At 65.6% G+C, this 15,773-nt stretch carries 16 protein-coding genes; 6 read left to right on the top strand and 10 right to left on the bottom strand.

Translation table 11 applies throughout. The annotated features are described in order from the left end of the window. Positions 1-5 precede the first annotated feature (5 nt). Positions 6-1,010, bottom strand: coding sequence for an SPFH domain-containing protein (locus K410_RS0107215; RefSeq protein ID WP_028134222.1), 1,005 nt, complete (start codon positions 1,008-1,010; stop codon positions 6-8). A 110-nt stretch (positions 1,011-1,120) separates the two neighbouring features. Next, positions 1,121-2,158: a ferrochelatase gene (gene hemH, locus K410_RS0107210; protein WP_028134221.1), complete on the bottom strand. Its 1,038-nt coding sequence runs from the start codon at positions 2,156-2,158 to the stop codon at positions 1,121-1,123. A gap of 82 nt (positions 2,159-2,240) precedes the next feature. Between hemH and K410_RS0107205 the strand changes: the two genes are divergently transcribed. After that, entirely contained in the window at positions 2,241-2,639 is a 399-nt protein-coding gene (locus K410_RS0107205; RefSeq protein WP_028134220.1) for an MAPEG family protein, read from the top strand. Here K410_RS0107205 and K410_RS36575 read toward each other — a convergent pair. From K410_RS36575 to K410_RS0107185, 4 genes are all read right to left on the bottom strand, one after another. Next, on the bottom strand, positions 2,605-3,081 hold the full coding sequence (locus K410_RS36575; RefSeq protein WP_049819958.1) for an acyl-CoA thioesterase: 477 nt from the start codon (positions 3,079-3,081) through the stop codon (positions 2,605-2,607). The two genes, K410_RS0107205 and K410_RS36575, sit on opposite strands and share 35 nt — an antisense overlap. A gap of 265 nt (positions 3,082-3,346) precedes the next feature. Further along, complete coding sequence (locus K410_RS0107195; RefSeq protein ID WP_028134219.1) at positions 3,347-4,462, bottom strand: nickel/cobalt transporter; 1,116 nt, start codon at positions 4,460-4,462, stop codon at positions 3,347-3,349. After that, entirely contained in the window at positions 4,459-5,091 is a 633-nt protein-coding gene (locus K410_RS0107190; protein WP_028134218.1) for a DUF1007 family protein, read from the bottom strand. The genes K410_RS0107195 and K410_RS0107190 overlap by 4 nt, the downstream gene beginning before the upstream one ends. 11 nt (positions 5,092-5,102) lie before the next feature. Then, positions 5,103-7,184: a M3 family metallopeptidase gene (locus K410_RS0107185; RefSeq protein ID WP_028134217.1), complete on the bottom strand. Its 2,082-nt coding sequence runs from the start codon at positions 7,182-7,184 to the stop codon at positions 5,103-5,105. A 140-nt stretch (positions 7,185-7,324) separates the two neighbouring features. Between K410_RS0107185 and K410_RS0107180 the strand changes: the two genes are divergently transcribed. The 5 genes from K410_RS0107180 (at position 7,325) to K410_RS0107160 (ending at position 12,173) form a co-directional block, all read left to right on the top strand. Beyond that, entirely contained in the window at positions 7,325-7,579 is a 255-nt protein-coding gene (locus tag K410_RS0107180) for a hypothetical protein (protein WP_028134216.1), read from the top strand. 689 nt (positions 7,580-8,268) lie between these two features. Next, positions 8,269-9,411: a type III PLP-dependent enzyme gene (locus K410_RS0107175; protein WP_028134215.1), complete on the top strand. Its 1,143-nt coding sequence runs from the start codon at positions 8,269-8,271 to the stop codon at positions 9,409-9,411. Positions 9,412-9,543: 132 nt separating this feature from the next. Then, the gene (locus K410_RS0107170; protein WP_028134214.1) at positions 9,544-10,131 is read left to right on the top strand and encodes a GNAT family N-acetyltransferase; all 588 of its coding nucleotides are present in this window, start codon (positions 9,544-9,546) and stop codon (positions 10,129-10,131) included. A 145-nt stretch (positions 10,132-10,276) separates the two neighbouring features. Beyond that, entirely contained in the window at positions 10,277-10,666 is a 390-nt protein-coding gene (locus K410_RS0107165) for a RidA family protein (RefSeq protein ID WP_028134213.1), read from the top strand. 64 nt (positions 10,667-10,730) lie between these two features. Continuing rightward, positions 10,731-12,173, top strand: coding sequence for a homospermidine synthase (locus K410_RS0107160; RefSeq protein ID WP_028134212.1), 1,443 nt, complete (start codon positions 10,731-10,733; stop codon positions 12,171-12,173). Positions 12,174-12,340: 167 nt separating this feature from the next. Here the strand turns inward: K410_RS0107160 and K410_RS40255 are convergent, their stop codons facing one another. From K410_RS40255 to K410_RS0107140, 4 genes are all read right to left on the bottom strand, one after another. Continuing rightward, a complete protein-coding gene (locus K410_RS40255) occupies positions 12,341-12,679 on the bottom strand; it encodes a hypothetical protein (RefSeq protein WP_028134211.1) in 339 nt (112 codons plus the stop codon). Positions 12,680-12,780: 101 nt separating this feature from the next. After that, complete coding sequence (locus K410_RS0107150) at positions 12,781-13,497, bottom strand: MgtC/SapB family protein (protein ID WP_028134210.1); 717 nt, start codon at positions 13,495-13,497, stop codon at positions 12,781-12,783. 145 nt (positions 13,498-13,642) lie between these two features. Next, complete coding sequence (locus K410_RS0107145; RefSeq protein ID WP_028134209.1) at positions 13,643-14,662, bottom strand: WD40 repeat domain-containing protein; 1,020 nt, start codon at positions 14,660-14,662, stop codon at positions 13,643-13,645. Further along, on the bottom strand, positions 14,662-15,726 hold the full coding sequence (locus K410_RS0107140; RefSeq protein WP_028134208.1) for a CobW family GTP-binding protein: 1,065 nt from the start codon (positions 15,724-15,726) through the stop codon (positions 14,662-14,664). The genes K410_RS0107145 and K410_RS0107140 overlap by 1 nt, the downstream gene beginning before the upstream one ends. Between the last annotated feature and the right edge of the window lie 47 nt (positions 15,727-15,773).

The following is a 15,773-nucleotide window of genomic DNA, read 5'->3' as shown; positions in this document are numbered from 1 at the left end:
GGTGACTATCCCTGCCGCGGCGGCACCGCCGGCGGCGTGCTGCCGGTCGGAGGCACCGAGCCGGGGCGGCGGGCGGCGGCGGACCCCGAGGCCGCGCTCTCGCCGAACGTCGCCTTGGCGATCTCGCCGATGCCGGCGAGCGAACCGAGCATGCTCGTGGCCTCGATCGGCAGCATGATGATCTTCTGGTTCGGCGCTTCCGCGAACTGGCCGAACGCCTTGATATATTTGTCGGCAATGAAATAGTTCAACGCGGCAACATCGCCCTTGGCAATGGCTTCGCTCACCATCTGCGTGGCCTTCGCTTCCGCCTCCGCCGAACGCTCGCGTGCCTCGGCGTCGCGGAAGGCGGCCTCGCGGCGGCCTTCGGCCTGGAGGATCTGGCCCTGCTTGGCGCCCTCGGCGCGCAGGATCTCGGACTGGCGCTGGCCTTCGGCGGCGAGAATGTCGGCACGCTTGACGCGCTCGGCCTTCATCTGCCGGCCCATGGCCTCGACCAGGTCGGCGGGCGGCACGATATCCTTGATCTCGATGCGGTTGACCTTGACGCCCCATGGCGAGACCGCGGCATCGACAACGCGGAGCAGGCGCTCGTTGATCTCGTCGCGATGCGACAGCACCTGGTCGAGGTCCATCGAGCCCATCACCGAGCGGATGTTGGTCATGGTCAGCACCGTGATGGCCTGGGTCAGGTTGGCGACCTCGTAGCTCGCCTTCGCGGCGTCGAACACCTGGTAGAAGGCGACGCCGTCCACCGTCACGGTGGCGTTGTCCTTGGTGATCACCTCCTGCTCGGGAATGTCGATCACCTGCTCCATCATGTTGATCTTGCGCCCGACGCGATCGAAATAGGGCACGATCAGGTTGAGGCCGGGGCTCAGCGTCTGCGTGTATTTGCCGAACCGCTCGATGGTCCAGTCATAGCCCTGCGGCACCGTCTTGACGCCGGCCACCAGCGTGACGATGACGAGCAGGACGAGAACAATCGCGAAAATATCGAAACCGCTCATATTTCCTCCAAGGCAGGAAAAGGCCTTTCCCGCGTTGTCATTGGTCGGGATCGATACCCTACCGGTTCAGCGGTCGCGAGTAACGTCGGCATCACCACCCAGGCGCAACGTCAGATCCAGCCCTGGAGCTCGCGCAGCACCAGGCTGCGGATCACGTCCATGCCGGGCTGGCTGTCGTTGAGGCAGGGAATCGCGGAAAACTGCTCGCCGCCATTGTGCTTGAAGATCTCGGCGTTCTCCTGCGCGATCTCCTCCAGCGTCTCCAGGCAGTCGGCGGAAAAGCCCGGCGTCACCACCGCGATGCGGCGCACGCCTTCCTTGGCGAGCCGCTCCATGGTCTTGTCGGTATAGGGCTGCAGCCACTCGGCATTGCCGAAGCGCGACTGGAAGGTCAGCAGCAGCTTAGTCTCGTCCATGCCGAGCCTGCGGCGCAGCGCCTCGGTGGTGGCGATGCAGTGCTGCTGATAGGGATCGCCCTTCTCGACATAGGATTTCGGCATGCCGTGGAAGGACGCCACGATCAGCTCCGGCTTGAACGGCAGGCTCGCCAGATGGGTCTCGATCGAGCTCGCGAGCGCCTCGATATAGGCCGCGTCCTCATAATAGGGCGGCGTCACCCGCAGCGTCGGCTGGTTGCGCAGGCGCGCGAGCACGCGGAACACTTCGTCGCAGACGGTCGCCGAGGTCGAGGCGGAGTATTGCGGATACAGGGGCACCGCCAGGATGCGCTCGCAGCCTTTCGCGATCAGGGCGTCGATGCCCGACTTGATCGAGGGATTGCCGTAGCGCATCGCCCAGTCCACCACGACGTGGGCGTAGTCGGACAGCGAGGCCGCCAGCTTGTCGGCTTGCGACCGCGTGATGGTCTTCAGCGGCGACTCGTTCTTCTCGGTGTTCCAGATCTTCTGGTAGTCGAGCGCCTTGGTGCGGGGGCGGCTGCGCAGGATGATGCCGTTCAGCACGGCTTTCCAGATCAGGCCCTGGTCCTCGATGACGCGGGCGTCGCTGAGGAACTCCTTCAGATAGACCCGCACGCCCGGCGCATCGGCGGTGTCGGGCGTGCCGAGATTGACCAGGAGCACGCCGACGCGCGGCAACGCGGATTGAGCGGCTGATCTTCCGGTCTCGATGGGGACGACGCTGGTCATGGCTGTGTGGGTCGCGCTTTGGTTCGAACTTGTCAAGATGAGGCCGATTTCGTTAGGGTCGCACCCAGGCCGAGGAACGACGATGACACTCGCGGAATGGTGCGTCTTTGGAGCGCTGCTGCTCTATCTGTCTACGATCGCCGCGGTCAAATGGATCAGGTTTCGCCGCTTCGACAATTCCCGGCCGCGCGACCCTGCCTTCTACGAGGATCCCCTCTCGCAGCGCGCGCTCGGCGCGCACCAGAACGGCATCGAGACCTTCCCGTTCTTCGCCTTCGCGGTGCTGCTCGCCGAATACCGAGATTCGCCGCAACGCCTCGTCGACGAACTCGCAGCCCTCTTCCTCATCGTCCGCCTCGCCTATGTGCTGACCTATCTCGGCAACCGGCCGACGCTGCGCTCGATCCTATGGACCGCCGGCTTTGCGATCAATCTCGGGATCTTCTTCATGCCGGCCCTGAAGCGGTTCCTGCCGGTGTGAGGTCTCTCGCCGCCAGATGCCGCTCCCGCGTCGCGATCAGCGCCCGCATGGATGCCGGGATCGTGACGGGACGGTGGGTCTCCTGGTTGGTGTAGACCCAGACGATCTCGCCGGTCACCAGCGCCTCGGTGCCGCCCTTCAGGAAGATGGCGAGCTCGAAGACGAGACTGGAATTGCCGATCCGCGCCACGCGCGCGCCAACGTCGAGCTCCCAGTCGAACCTAACAGGCGCCTTGTACTCGATCAGCGATTTGACGACGTGGAAATCGATGCCGCTCGCCTGCGCATCCGCATACTGGTCAAAGCCGAGCGCGCGGAAATATTCGGTGATGGTGGTATCGAAATAGGTCAAATAATGCGCGTTGAAGACGACGCCCTGCCCGTCGATCTCGGAATAGCGCACCCGGAACGGGTGGAAGAACCAGAATTGTTCGCGCGACATGGAGTCCCCGAGCGTTCTTGTTGATTGAAAGACTGAATAGCGGACCGGAGGGATTTCGCAAAGGCGGAGCTACGACGCTGCGCCGCGCTTCTACCCTCCCCTGGAGGGGGAGGGTCGATCGCGCGCAGCGCGAGCGGGGTGGGGTGATCTCTCCCCTCGGGCACTGTTGGATGTGGAGAGACCGTCACCCCACCCCGCTACGCATTGCGCTTCGCTTCATGCGCAGCGACCCTCCCCCTCCAGGGGAGGGTAAGAAAGAGCACCCTCAAAAACACGTTGTCCGCTCGGCGGCGATGTAGCCGAACAGCAGGCCCGCGCCGAACAGCAGCACGACGCCGGCGGCCGCGAATTCGATGCCGCGCATGAACAGCGCGCCGCCGCCGTCGCGCCCGGCGCTGAGGCGCGCGGCGATGTCCTTGGCGGAGACGGCCACGACCGCGATGGCCGCGACCGTGATCGCGGTGCCGAGCCCCATCAGGAAGGTCGCGGCGATGCCGGCCCAGAACAGGCCCTGGGCGAGCGCGAACACCAGCACCAGGATGGCGCCGGAGCAGGGACGGATGCCGACGGTGAGGATCGCGGCAAATCCACGCTGCCAGCCGCCGGGACCGGAGAGCTCGCTCGGCGTGGGGCCGTGGGAATGGCCGCAATGCTCGTCATGAACGTGGCCATGTCCGTGATGGGCATCGGCGTGCGCATGGCCGTGATCGTGGTGATGATGATCGTGGCCGTGATGATCGTGGGCATCATGATGATGGTGATGATCATGATGGTGCGGCACGCCGGCGATCGCCGGCACCGGCTGGGCCGCCTGCAGCGCCCGGATGAAGGTGCGCCCCTTGACCCAGACCAGGCGCAGCCCGAACAGCGCGATCAGGGCGTAGCTCGCGATCTCGATCACCCCTTCGGCCTTGCACATGGTCTTGGCGGTCGCATTCAGGACCCAGGCCGAGATGCCGACGATGAGGATCGCCACCAGCGACTGCATCAGCGCCGAGGCGAACGACAGCGCGATGCCGCGCCGTGCGGTCTCGCGGTTGGCGACGAGATAGGACGCGATCACCGCCTTGCCGTGGCCGGGGCCGGCGGCGTGGAAGATGCCGTAGGCGAACGAGATGAAGAGCAGCGTCCACACCGCCGAGCCGTCGGATTTCGCGGCGCGGATCGTGGACGACATCTGCCGATAGAATTCCGACTGTTTGGCCAGCAGCCAGCCGATGATGCCGCTGGCTTCGGGCTCGGCGGCCTGCGCCGGGCGCGGCGCGCCGAACGGATTCTGCGCGAGGACGTGATGGAGCGCGGCATCGGCCACGCTGATCGCCAGCAGGACGGCGGTGCAGGCGAGCAGCCAGCGGGCAAGCGGAGGGAGTGGCGGCTTCAAGGGCAATCCACCGTGATCTTGTTGGCGAACATCGCGCCGAAATTGGTGTTCTCGCCATTCATGAAGGTCTGCTCGTTGAGCTTCTGCGCGGTCGCGGTGCCGTCGCCCGGCCGGTCAAGCTTCATCTGGCAGCCGGCGGGCGCGCCGACCAGCTTGACCGGATGGTCCTTGGCCATCTTGAAGTCGATGAAGAACGAACGGTCGAACACTTCGAGCACCAGCTGCTTGGGCTTGACCGGGTTCTTCAGCGGCAGCGTGAAGTGCAGGGTCAGCACCGTATCCTTGTAGTCGAGGAAATAGTCGACCGGCTCCTGAAATCGCTCCTTCTTGCCGTCCGCTCGCGCGAAGGTGAAGTAGGCATATTCCTTCAGCGACTCGACATTGGTCTGCGCCAACGGCCCCAGCTCCTCGCGCGTATAGGCGCCCTTGGTCTTGCTCTCGAGCCCCTGCACCGCATAGGTCGAGAACATGTCGTCGAAGGTCCAGGCGTGGCGGACGCCAGTGATGGTGCCGTCCGCAGCATAGAGCAGCTCGCTGGTGGCGGTGATCCAGACATGCGGATGCGCGCTCGCCGCGCCGGCGGCGAGCGAGAGGCCAGCGGCCAGCAGCAGTCCAGACAGATGGCGCATCGTCGTTCTCATCAGGCAGCCTTGGCGTTGTCGAGCAGGCCGCGCCGGCGCAGCAGCGCGTCGGGTTCGGGCGGGCGGCCACGGAAGGCCTCATAGGCGGCTTCCGGATCGAGCGATCCGCCGGAGGCGTAGATGTCGTCGTGCAGGCGTTTTGCCACGGCAGGATCGAAGATGTCCCCGGCCTCCTCGAATGCGCCGAAGGCGTCGGCGTCCATCACCTCGGACCACATGTAGCTGTAATAGCCCGCGGCGTAATGATCGCCGGTGAAGATGTGGCCGAACTGCGTGGGGCGGTGACGCAGCGCGATCTCCTCGGGCATGCCGATCTTCTCCAGCTCGCGGCGCTCGAAGGCGCGGACATCCTGCGCGGCGGCGGCCGGCTGGGTGTGGAATTCGAGATCGATCAGCGCGGACGAGACGAACTCGACCGTGGCAAAGCCCTGGTTGAACTTGCGCGCGGCAAGGAAGCGCTGGAGCAGGTCGTCCGGCAGCGGCTCGCCGGTCTGGTAGTGGCGGGCGAACTTCTGCAGCACCTCGGGCCGCTCCTGCCAGTGCTCGTAGAGCTGCGACGGCAGCTCGACGAAATCGGTGAACACGGCGGTGCCCGACAGCGACGGATAGGTCACGTTGGAGAGCATGCCGTGCAGGCCGTGGCCGAACTCGTGGAACAGGGTGCGGGCATCGTCGGGCGACAGCAGCGAGGGCTCGCCACCGGCGCCCTTGGCGAAATTGCAGATGTTGAGAACCAGCGGCGCGACCTCGCCGTCGAGCTTCTGCTGGTCCCGCAGCGAGGTCATCCAGGCGCCGGAGCGCTTCGACGGCCGGGCGAAGTAGTCGCCATAGAACAGCGCCTTGTGCTTGCCGTCCCTGTCCTTCATCTCCCAGACCCGGACGTCAGGGTGCCAGACCGGAACGTCCTTGCGCTCCTCGAAGGTGACGCCGAACAGGCGCGTGGCGCAGTCGAAGGCGGCTTCGATCATGTGGTCGAGCGCGAGGTACGGCTTGATCGCGGCATCGTCGAAATTGGCGCGCTGAAGACGCAGCTTCTCGGCATAGAAGCGCCAGTCCCAGGGGGCGAGCTTGAAATTGCCGCCCTCCGCGGTGATCAGCGCCTGCATCTCGTCGCGATCGGCAAGCGCCCGGGCGCGCGCCGGCTTCCAGACCCGCTCCAAGAGGCCCCGCACCGCGTCGGGCGTCTTGGCCATGGAATCCTCGAGCCGGTAGGCGGCGTAGGTCGGATAGCCCAGCAGGTTCGCGCTCTCCTCGCGCAGCTTCAGGATCTCGACGATGGTTGCGTTGTTGTCGTTGGCATTGCCGTTGTCGCCGCGGGCGATGAAGGCCTTGTAGACCTTCTCGCGCAGGTCGCGCCGGGCCGAGCTCTTCAGGAACTGCTCGACCGAGGAACGCGACAGCGTGACGATGGCCTTGCCGTCCATGCCGCGCTCTTCCGCCGCAGCCTTGGCGGCGGCGACGAAGCTCTCCGGCAGGCCCTGGCGGTCGGCCTCGCCCAACTCCATGACCCAGTCCTGCTCGTCGCCGAGCAGATGATGGCTGAAGCCGGTGCCGAGCTGGGCGAGCCTCTCGTTGATCTCGGCCATCCGGGTCTTGGCCTCCTCGGACAGGCCGGCGCCGGCGCGGTGGAAGCGGGTATAGGTGCGCTCCAGGAGGCGGAGCTGCTCCGGCGAAAGGCCGAGATTGGCGCGGTTCTCATGCAGCTGGGCGATGCGACCAAACAGCACGGCATTCATCATGATCGGATTCCAGTGCCGCGCCATCCGCAAGGAGACCTCCTTGTCGATCTCCAGGATGGTCGGATTGGAATGCGCCGAGACGAGGTCGTAAAACACCGCCGCGACCTTGCTCAGCAGCTTGCCCGAGCGCTCCAGCGCCGTGATGGTGTTGGCGAAGTCGGGCGCGGCCGGATCGTTGGTGATCGCCGCGATCTCGGCGGAATGGTCGGCGAAGGCCTGCTCGAACGCCGGCAGGAAGTGCTCCGTCCTGATCTCGTCGAAGGGCGGGGTTGCAAACGGCGTCACCCAGGCCTTCAGCAGCGGATTGGTCTCGGAGTCCGTAATTTGGCGGGGTTCTGACATCGCAAGTCCCGGTTTTCATGGCTCGATTGTTGCGGCCAGCTATAGCACGCGATGGGGCTTTTTTGGGCCATTTGGCCTTGCTCCCGGCCGCCTTTTCGAGGAGATTGCGGCCCTCGATGGACCACGGACCCCTTAAGCTCATGAACGCGCCTTCCTCGTCTTCCCGTCAGATCGTCTGGCCCAGCGTCATCACCGTCATCAGCGCCGCCATCCTGATCGGCGCCGAAGTGTTCGGCGCGGCGTTCGCCGGCGGCTGGGCGCTCGCGATCCTGTTCGGGCTCGGCGACCAGGGCGCACACATCCTGCAGGCCGTGCTGTTCGCACTCGGCGTCCTCGTGATGACGGCCTTCATCCGCGCGGCTCAGCGCATCGAGCCCTTCACGAAGCGCGGCTGACCCGTCTCGCGCGAGAAAGACGCGCGCGCTGCCACGGAAAACTTAACGCGCGTTCATCTTCCGCGTCGCTCGCGCAACACTGCGCAAGCAGATGTTAGGCAATTCTGTTCGCAGCCTAAAAAAATTCTTGCGAAGCCGAGTCAAAACACTTATGTGCGGACTTGCCCAATTTCGCACGTGCCTGTGGTCGTGTGTCAGTCGGTAGGTATCCGGACAAGAGGCCGGACAGCCGCCAAGGGGTGAAGAAGCCGAGGGGCTCTTCGGAAGTGTGGAAGTCGGAAGGCCGAGGTCGCAAGACTCGCAGGTCGGACGACAAAGCAAACCCGGAGTGCCCAGCATCTCTCTCAAAGGGATGCCATGTCGAAGGTGACTTCGCTCTTTGCAACCGTGACTGGCAGCCGGAGGCGAACCGGCGCACCCCGCTCTCAACGGGGGACGCGACTTAAAGCAACGACGGATCGGGCTTTTTTGGTCTCTACCGGCAGTCCAACGCCGGCGCGGGCTACTGAAAAGGCTTGTCCTTCATTGCCAGGTGTGCGGGCGGGAACACTCCCAACCAATCCACGGCAGCACAGTCTGGTTTGAGTCTTGTGGCTTCGTCGCGCCTCCATCGCGCGATCCGGCCAGAGCACTCTTATCCGGCGTCATGTTTTGAACGGGCCCGTCGCTGGGCCGTTTGGGAGAGTGCCATGACCGAACGTATCCAGGAATTCCTGCGCAACCGCCGCAAGGATGGCCTCGACACCGAGCCGTGCCTCGTCGTCGACCTCGAGGTCGTGCGCGACAATTACCAGAGCTTCGCCAAGGCGCTGCCCGACAGCCGCGTGTTCTATGCCGTCAAGGCGAACCCGGCGCCGGAAGTGCTGGCCCTGCTCGCCTCGATGGGCTCCTGCTTCGACACCGCGACGGTCGCCGAGATCGAGATGGCGCTGGCTGCGGGCGCGACGCCCGACCGCATCTCGTTCGGCAACACGATCAAGAAGGAGCGCGACATCGCGCGCGCCTTCGCGCTCGGCATCCGGCTGTTCGCGGTCGATTGCGCCGCCGAGGTCGAGAAGGTCGCCCGTGCCGCCCCCGGCGCGAAGGTGTTCTGCCGCATCCTCTATGACTGCGCCGGCGCCGAGTGGCCGCTGTCGCGCAAGTTCGGCTGCGACCCGGAGATGGCGGTCGAGGTGCTCGACCTCGCCAAGCGCCTGGGGCTGGAGCCGTGCGGCATCTCCTTCCACGTCGGCTCGCAGCAGCGCAAGGTGAAGGCGTGGGACCGTGCGCTGGCGATGGCCTCGCAGGTGTTCCGCGACTGCGCCGAGCGCGGCATCAACCTGACCATGGTCAACATGGGCGGCGGGTTCCCGACCAAGTACCTGAAGGACGTGCCGCCGGTGGTGACCTACGGCCGCTCGATCTTCCGCGCGCTGCGCAAGCACTTCGGCAACCAGATCCCGGAGACCATCATCGAGCCGGGCCGCGGCATGGTGGGCAACGCCGGCATCATCGAGTCCGAGGTCGTGCTCATCTCGAAGAAGAGCGACGAGGACGAGGTGCGCTGGGTGTACCTAGACATCGGCAAGTTCGGCGGTCTCGCCGAGACCATGGACGAGTCGATCCGTTACGCCATCCGTACCCGTCACGACGGCGCGGACATGACGCCGTGCGTGCTGGCGGGGCCGACCTGCGACAGCGCCGACGTGCTGTACGAGAAGAACCCGTATCCGCTCCCGGTCACGCTCGAGATCGGCGACAAGGTTCTGATCGAGGGCACCGGGGCCTATACGTCGACCTACTCGTCGGTGGCCTTCAACGGCATCCCGCCGCTGAAGACGTACCACATCTGATCCGCCTCTCTGTTCGAGAGGCCTGACGAACCCGGGAGCCGGCTTGCCGGCTCCCTCCCTGACATTTCGATCTGACGACGTCTTGGACCGGCGTGCTGCTCGCACGTCCGTTCAAGCGGGGACTGACGCGCCATGACTGCTTTTCGGAAGCCACAGATCGCCCTCACCTCGAAAGCCGCTCCGTTCGTGATCCGCGCGGAGCGTGCTGGAGACGTCGCGATGCGCGAAGCGCTGCTCGATGCCTGCTTTGGCGAGGACCGCCATGGCCGCACCTGCCAGCGCCTGCGCGACGGACGCGCGCCTGCCGCAGGCCTCGCCTTGTCGGCCATGCGCGAGGGCAAGCTCGTGGGAACCGTGCGGCTGTGGCACGTCAGCGCCGGAGGCAGGCCCGCTCTGGTCCTCGGACCGCTGGCGGTCGATCCTGCCTGCCGCGAGCTCGGGATCGGCGCCGCGCTGATGCATCAAGCGCTGGCCGCCGCCCGGGCGCGCGGGCATGCAGCCGTGATCCTGCTCGGCGATGCCGCCTATTACGCCCGCTTCGGCTTCTCGGCGGACAAGACGGCTGAGCTTGCGCTACCCGGCCCGTTCGAGCGCGACCGCCTGCTGGCGATCGAGTTCGCCGACGGCGCGCTGGATGGCGCCTGGGGGATGATCGTCCCGACCGGCGCGGCCCTGCCCAAACGGAGGTCGGTTCGCGCACCTGTGGCGCGCGCGGCCTGAGGGATCGCTTCCATCGCGACGACCCAAGCCGCGCTGAGCGGCAACGCCCGGCCGCGCCTGCGCCACGCCCGTTGCTTTGGGGTTGCGCAGGCGCCGGAAACGCCCTTTAACCCCGCGCAACATCCTTCAGTCGAGGCCCCAAACCATGCCCCGTCGCCTGATCTCCACCGGCTCTCCGCTCGAGAAGACCGTCGGCTACAGCCGCGCCGTGATCGACGGCGATTTCGCCTTCGTCGCGGGAACCACCGGCTATGACTACAGCACGATGACGATGCCGGCCGACGTCACGAGCCAGTCACGCAACTGCTTCAAGACCATCGAAGCCGCCCTGAAGGAGGGTGGTTTTGAGATGGCCGATATCGTCCGTGCGACCTACTACGTCACCGACCCCAGCTACATCGACGATCACTTCGCCGTCTGCGGCGCGGTTCTCGGCGAGATCAGGCCGGCCGCGACCTTGCTGGTCGTCAGCGCCCTCGCCAAGCCCGAGATGAAGGTCGAGATCGAAGTCACCGCCAAACGCCGCAGCATCTGACAAGCGCCGCAGCGCCTGATCCACCCCACCCTTGCCTGCCAGCACGTTCCGGAGAAACCGTCCCATGAGCCCTCCCTCGCAGATCTACGCGAAGATCACCGGTCCCATCGTCATGGTCGGCTTCGGCTCCATCGGCAAAGGCACGCTGCCGCTGATCGAGCGGCATCTCGATTACGACAAGTCGCGCGTCACCGTGATCGATCCCAAGGACGAGGGTCGCAAGGCGCATTGCGAGAAGCACAATGTCCGCTTCATCCAGAAGGCCGTGACAAAAGAGAATTATCGCGAATTGCTGTCTCCGCTGCTCACCGAAGGCGGCGGCCAGGGCTTTTGCGTCAATCTCTCGGTCGACACCGGCTCGACCGACATCATGGAGCTCTGCAACGAGCTCGGCGCGCTCTACATCGATACCGTCAACGAGCCCTGGCTCGGCTTCTATTTCGATTCGTCGAAGGGCCCGGAGGCGCGCTCCAACTACGCGCTGCGCGAAGTGACGCTGGCGGCCAAGCGCGCCCGCCCTCCGGGCTCGACCACGGCCGTCTCCTGCTGCGGCGCCAATCCCGGCATGGTCTCCTTCTTCGTCAAGCAGGCGCTGCTCAATGTCGCCGCGGATCTGAAGCTCAATGCCCCCAAGCCGAAGACCAAGGCCGAATGGGCGGATCTGATGCGGCAGGCCGGCATCAAGGGCATCCACATCGCCGAGCGCGACACCCAGCGCTCCAAGAAGCCGAAGGAGCCCGACGTCTTCGTCAACACCTGGTCGGTGGAAGGCTTCCTCTCGGAGGGCATGCAGCCGTCGGAGCTCGGCTGGGGCACCCATGAGAAATGGATGCCCGAGAATGCCCATGGCCACGAAGCCGGCTGCGGCGCCGCCATCTACCTGATGCAGCCGGGCGCGAATACGCGCGTGCGCACCTGGTGCCCGACCCGCGGCGCGCAATACGGCTTCCTCGTCACCCACAACGAGTCGATCTCGATCGCCGATTACTTCACGGTGCGTGACGCATCGGGCACGGCGATCTACCGGCCGACCTGCCACTACGCCTATCATCCGGCCGACGACGCCGTGCTGTCGCTGCATGAGCTGTTCGGCCGCGCCGGCAAGATGCAGGAGAAGCACCACATCCTCGAAGAGGACGAGATCGTCGACGGCATCGACGAGCTCGGCGTGCTGCTGTTCGGCCACGACAAGAATGCCTATTGGTACGGCTCGCAGCTCTCCATCGAGGAGACCCGCGAGCTCGCGCCCTACCAGAACGCCACCGCCCTGCAAGTGACCTCCGCCGTGCTCGGCGGCATGGTGTGGGCGCTCGAAAATCCGAACGAGGGCATCGTCGAGGCCGACGAGATGGATTTCGACCGTCTCCTGGAGATCCAGCTGCCCTATCTCGGCCCGGTGAAGGGTTTCTACACCGATTGGACGCCGCTGACGGACCGGCCGGGACTGTTCCCGGAGGAGATCGACACCAGCGATCCCTGGCAGTTCAAGAACGTCCTGGTGCGGTGAGGGGCCGACGCGTCCCGCCTCGCCCACGACTGTCATGCCCCGGCTTGACCGGGGCATCCAGTACGTCCGGGCAGTCGTGATTAAACCGAGATGCTGGTGATTACTGGATCGTCCGCCTTCGCGGACGATGACACTGAGTGTGTGGCTGGGGGCGTGCGGTGATCGCCCTACTTCTTCTCCATCGGCGGCGCGATTTTCTCGGGCGGTGCCGGCGGCAATGCTGGCTTAGCCGCGCCCGCCGCGCCTTGCGTCTGGGCATCCGGCCGCGCGGGCTCGGGCGCCGGCGTGGTCGGCCGGTCGCCGCCGGGCTTGGCCTCCGCGGGCACCTTGCTCTGCTCGTCGGACGGAGTTCCCTGAAGCGGCTGCGTCGCCTGCGCCATCTGCATCCGGTTCTCGGCGTGGATTTGGGCGAGCGACATCACCGCCACCACGAGTCCCGCCGCGAACAGCGAGACAGCGATTGTCAGGTCGAGCTTCAGGCTGCGCTTGTCATGTTGGCCGGGCATATCGATCACCGCCTTTATCCACGGGATCAACGAAATCGCCCGACCAGGGTTCCATCCCCGGCAAGACCGGAACGGCCCGTCTGCGCGCCAAAACGACGCGCTTACTCGGTCGTGCTGGCTTCCCAGGTGGCATGGCGCACGCCGGGCAGATGCTGCAGATCGGTCGCCACGGCGTTCAGCTCGTTCGGGTCGATCGCGCTCGCGACCAGCTTGGCGACAATCTCCAGCATGTCCTCGCCGATCTCGACGACCTCGAGACTCGCCACGGGATATTTCGCACCCTCGAGCTTTTCGACGAGGCGGTCGCGCATATCAGGCAAGGCATCGGCCGCGACCGCAAGCTTGAAATAATAGCTCGCCTCCAGTGCCTTCTCGTTCAGCGGGGTGCGGTTGATGGCGTTGACCAGCGGACGCAGCATGGTGTTGCCGGCGATGACGAAGACCGTCAGCGCGGCCGCCTGCGCGATCATGTCGGCACCGGCGCAGGACCCGACCGCGGCCGAGGCCCACAGCGTCGCCGCGGTGTTGAGCCCGCGCACGTCCATGCCCTGCTTCATGATAACGCCGGCGCCCAGGAAGCCGATGCCCGAGACGACATAGGCGATCACCCGCACCGCGCCCTCTGCATTGTCGAGCTGCATGGCGAGATCGACGAAGGCGGCAGCCCCCACCGCGACCAGCACATTGGTGCGCAGGCCCGCGGTGCGCTGGCGGTATTGCCGCTCGGCGCCGATCAGCGTGCCCAGCACGAAGGCGGTGATCAGGCTGACCAGCGTGTCGGCGAAATCGGCAATCTGGAAGGTGGTGAGAAAGCGCATGGATCTGAGCTACTGTAGCGTGGGCAAAGCATCCGCCGCAGCTCGAAGAGCGAAGGTGGAAGCGTGCCCACCGTCCCTATCGAGGCAGATCGTGGGCACGGCGCAAGTGCGCCTTTTCCTACCCTACGACTTGGAGGGTGACAGATTAAAGCTCGAGCAGGCCGCCGTCCCCATTTTCGTCGGCAAACGCCAGCAGCGTACCCTTGGCGTTCCAGGCGATCGCGGCGACCGGCGGCGTGCCGTTGCGGCGGACCAGGATCTCGGCGCCGTCCTCGAGGCGCACCATCAGCACGGTGCCGTCGCTATAGCCGGCGGCGAGGATGTCGTTCCTGGGATGGCAGGCGACGACCGAAACGCGCGCCTGCAGCGGTGCCAGCATCGCGGGCTCCTTGCCCATCGGACCGTCCTTGCTGCCGAACGGCCAGATGATGACGGTGTCCGCGCCCGAGGTCGCGAGCCCCTTGCCGCCCGCGCTCCAGGACATCGAACGGACGCGGCCGGGATAACCGGACATGCGCATGTGCCTGTTGTCGGCGAGCCGCCAGCCGTGCAGCGCCGGCTCGTGCATCGCAGTCACCAGAAACTTGTTGTCGGGGCTGAAGGTGACGGCGTGATGCGAGCCGGCCCAGGGCAGGAATTCGGCCGATCCTTCCATGTTGGGAAACCACAGCGTCACGCCGTTGTAATGCGCGATCGCGAGCCGCAGCCCCTTCGGCGCGAAGGCGAGGCCGCCGACGGTCGAGGGCACGTCGAGCGACTTCTCCTCAGCCTTGCCGCTCTTGACGGTCGCGGTCTTGCCGGCCGACCAGGCGAAGGCGCCGTCGGCGTGCAACGCCACCGCGTCGATCCAGCGCCGCTTCGGGTCGGTGGCGAGCAGCGTCACCTCGCCCTTGGCGTCGAGCGAGACGACCTTGCCGTCGTCGCCACCCATGACGAGGCGCTTGCCGTCGAAGGCGGTTGAGAGAATGCCGCCGCTGTGCACGGCGACCTTGGCGATCTCACCCTTGGCGTCGACCAAGGCGACATTCTCCTCGCCGCCGACGAAGGCGGCACGATCCCCGAGGAAATACGCCGAGGTCACGGCCATGCCGAGCGCAACGGGCTTGACGCGGTCGGTGACGGAGACGATCGAGGCGGAATCGGGAGGCGGCGTGAACTCTTTCATCACGAGACGATGCAGCTCTCGAAACCCTTGCGAATAGCCTCTTCCGGCAATTCGCGGCCGATGAAGACGAGGCGGCTCTCGCGCGGCTCGCCTTCCTTCCACTTCCGCTGGTGGTTGCCCTCCAGCATCATGTGGACGCCCTGGAAGACGTAGCGGTCGTCGTCGTCGTGGAAGGCGAGGATGCCCTTGGAGCGCAGGATCTTGCCGCCCTCGACCTGCACCAGGTTCTGCAGCCAGGGCATGAACATATTGGGATCGAGCGGCTTGTCGGTCTTGAGCGACAGCGACTGCATGTCCTCGTCGTGGTAGTGCTTCAGGCCGTGACTATGACCTTGGCCTTGGCCGTGATCATGATGATGATCGTGGCCATGATGGTGGTGATGATCATGGTCGTGGTCATGATCGTCGGCCTCCAGGAAATCAGGCTCGATGTCGAGGATGCGGTCGAGATCGAACGCGCCGCGGTCGAGCACGTCGGCCAGCGCCACCGAGCAGCGCTCGGTGCGATGCAGCTTCGCATAGGGGTTGATGGCGCGGATGCGGGCCTCGACCTCGGCAAGCTCGCCCTTGCTGACGAGGTCGGTCTTGTTGAGGACGATGACGTCGGCAAAGGCGATCTGGTTCTTGGCCTCGGGCGCGTCCTTGAGCCGGTCGGACAGCCATTTGGCGTCGGCGACGGTCACCACCGCATCGAGACGCGCGTTCTTCTGCACGTCCTCGTCGACGAAGAAGGTCTGGGCGACGGGCGCGGGATCGGCAAGGCCGGTGGTCTCGACGATGATGGCGTCGAACTTGCCCTTGCGCTTCATCAGGCCGTCCATGATGCGAACAAGGTCGCCGCGCACGGTGCAGCAGATGCAGCCGTTGTTCATCTCGAACACTTCCTCATCGGCACCGATGATGAGGTCGTTGTCGATGCCGATCTCGCCGAATTCGTTGACGATGACGGCGTATTTCTTGCCGTGGTTTTCCGACAGGATGCGGTTCAGCAGCGTGGTCTTGCCGGCACCGAGATAGCCGGTCAGGACGGTCACGGGAATTTTTTGGGAGGTCGCTTCAGACATAACAACTCCGGCTTCGGGCTTTTCGCGCGACGCGAGGCGGGGTGGCC

The sequence above is a fragment of the Bradyrhizobium sp. 22 genome, assembly GCF_000482425.1.
Taxonomy (GTDB): domain Bacteria; phylum Pseudomonadota; class Alphaproteobacteria; order Rhizobiales; family Xanthobacteraceae; genus Bradyrhizobium; species Bradyrhizobium japonicum_B.
Note: the sequence above shows the minus strand (reverse complement) of the source record. Positions and strands in the feature narration are given on the sequence as shown.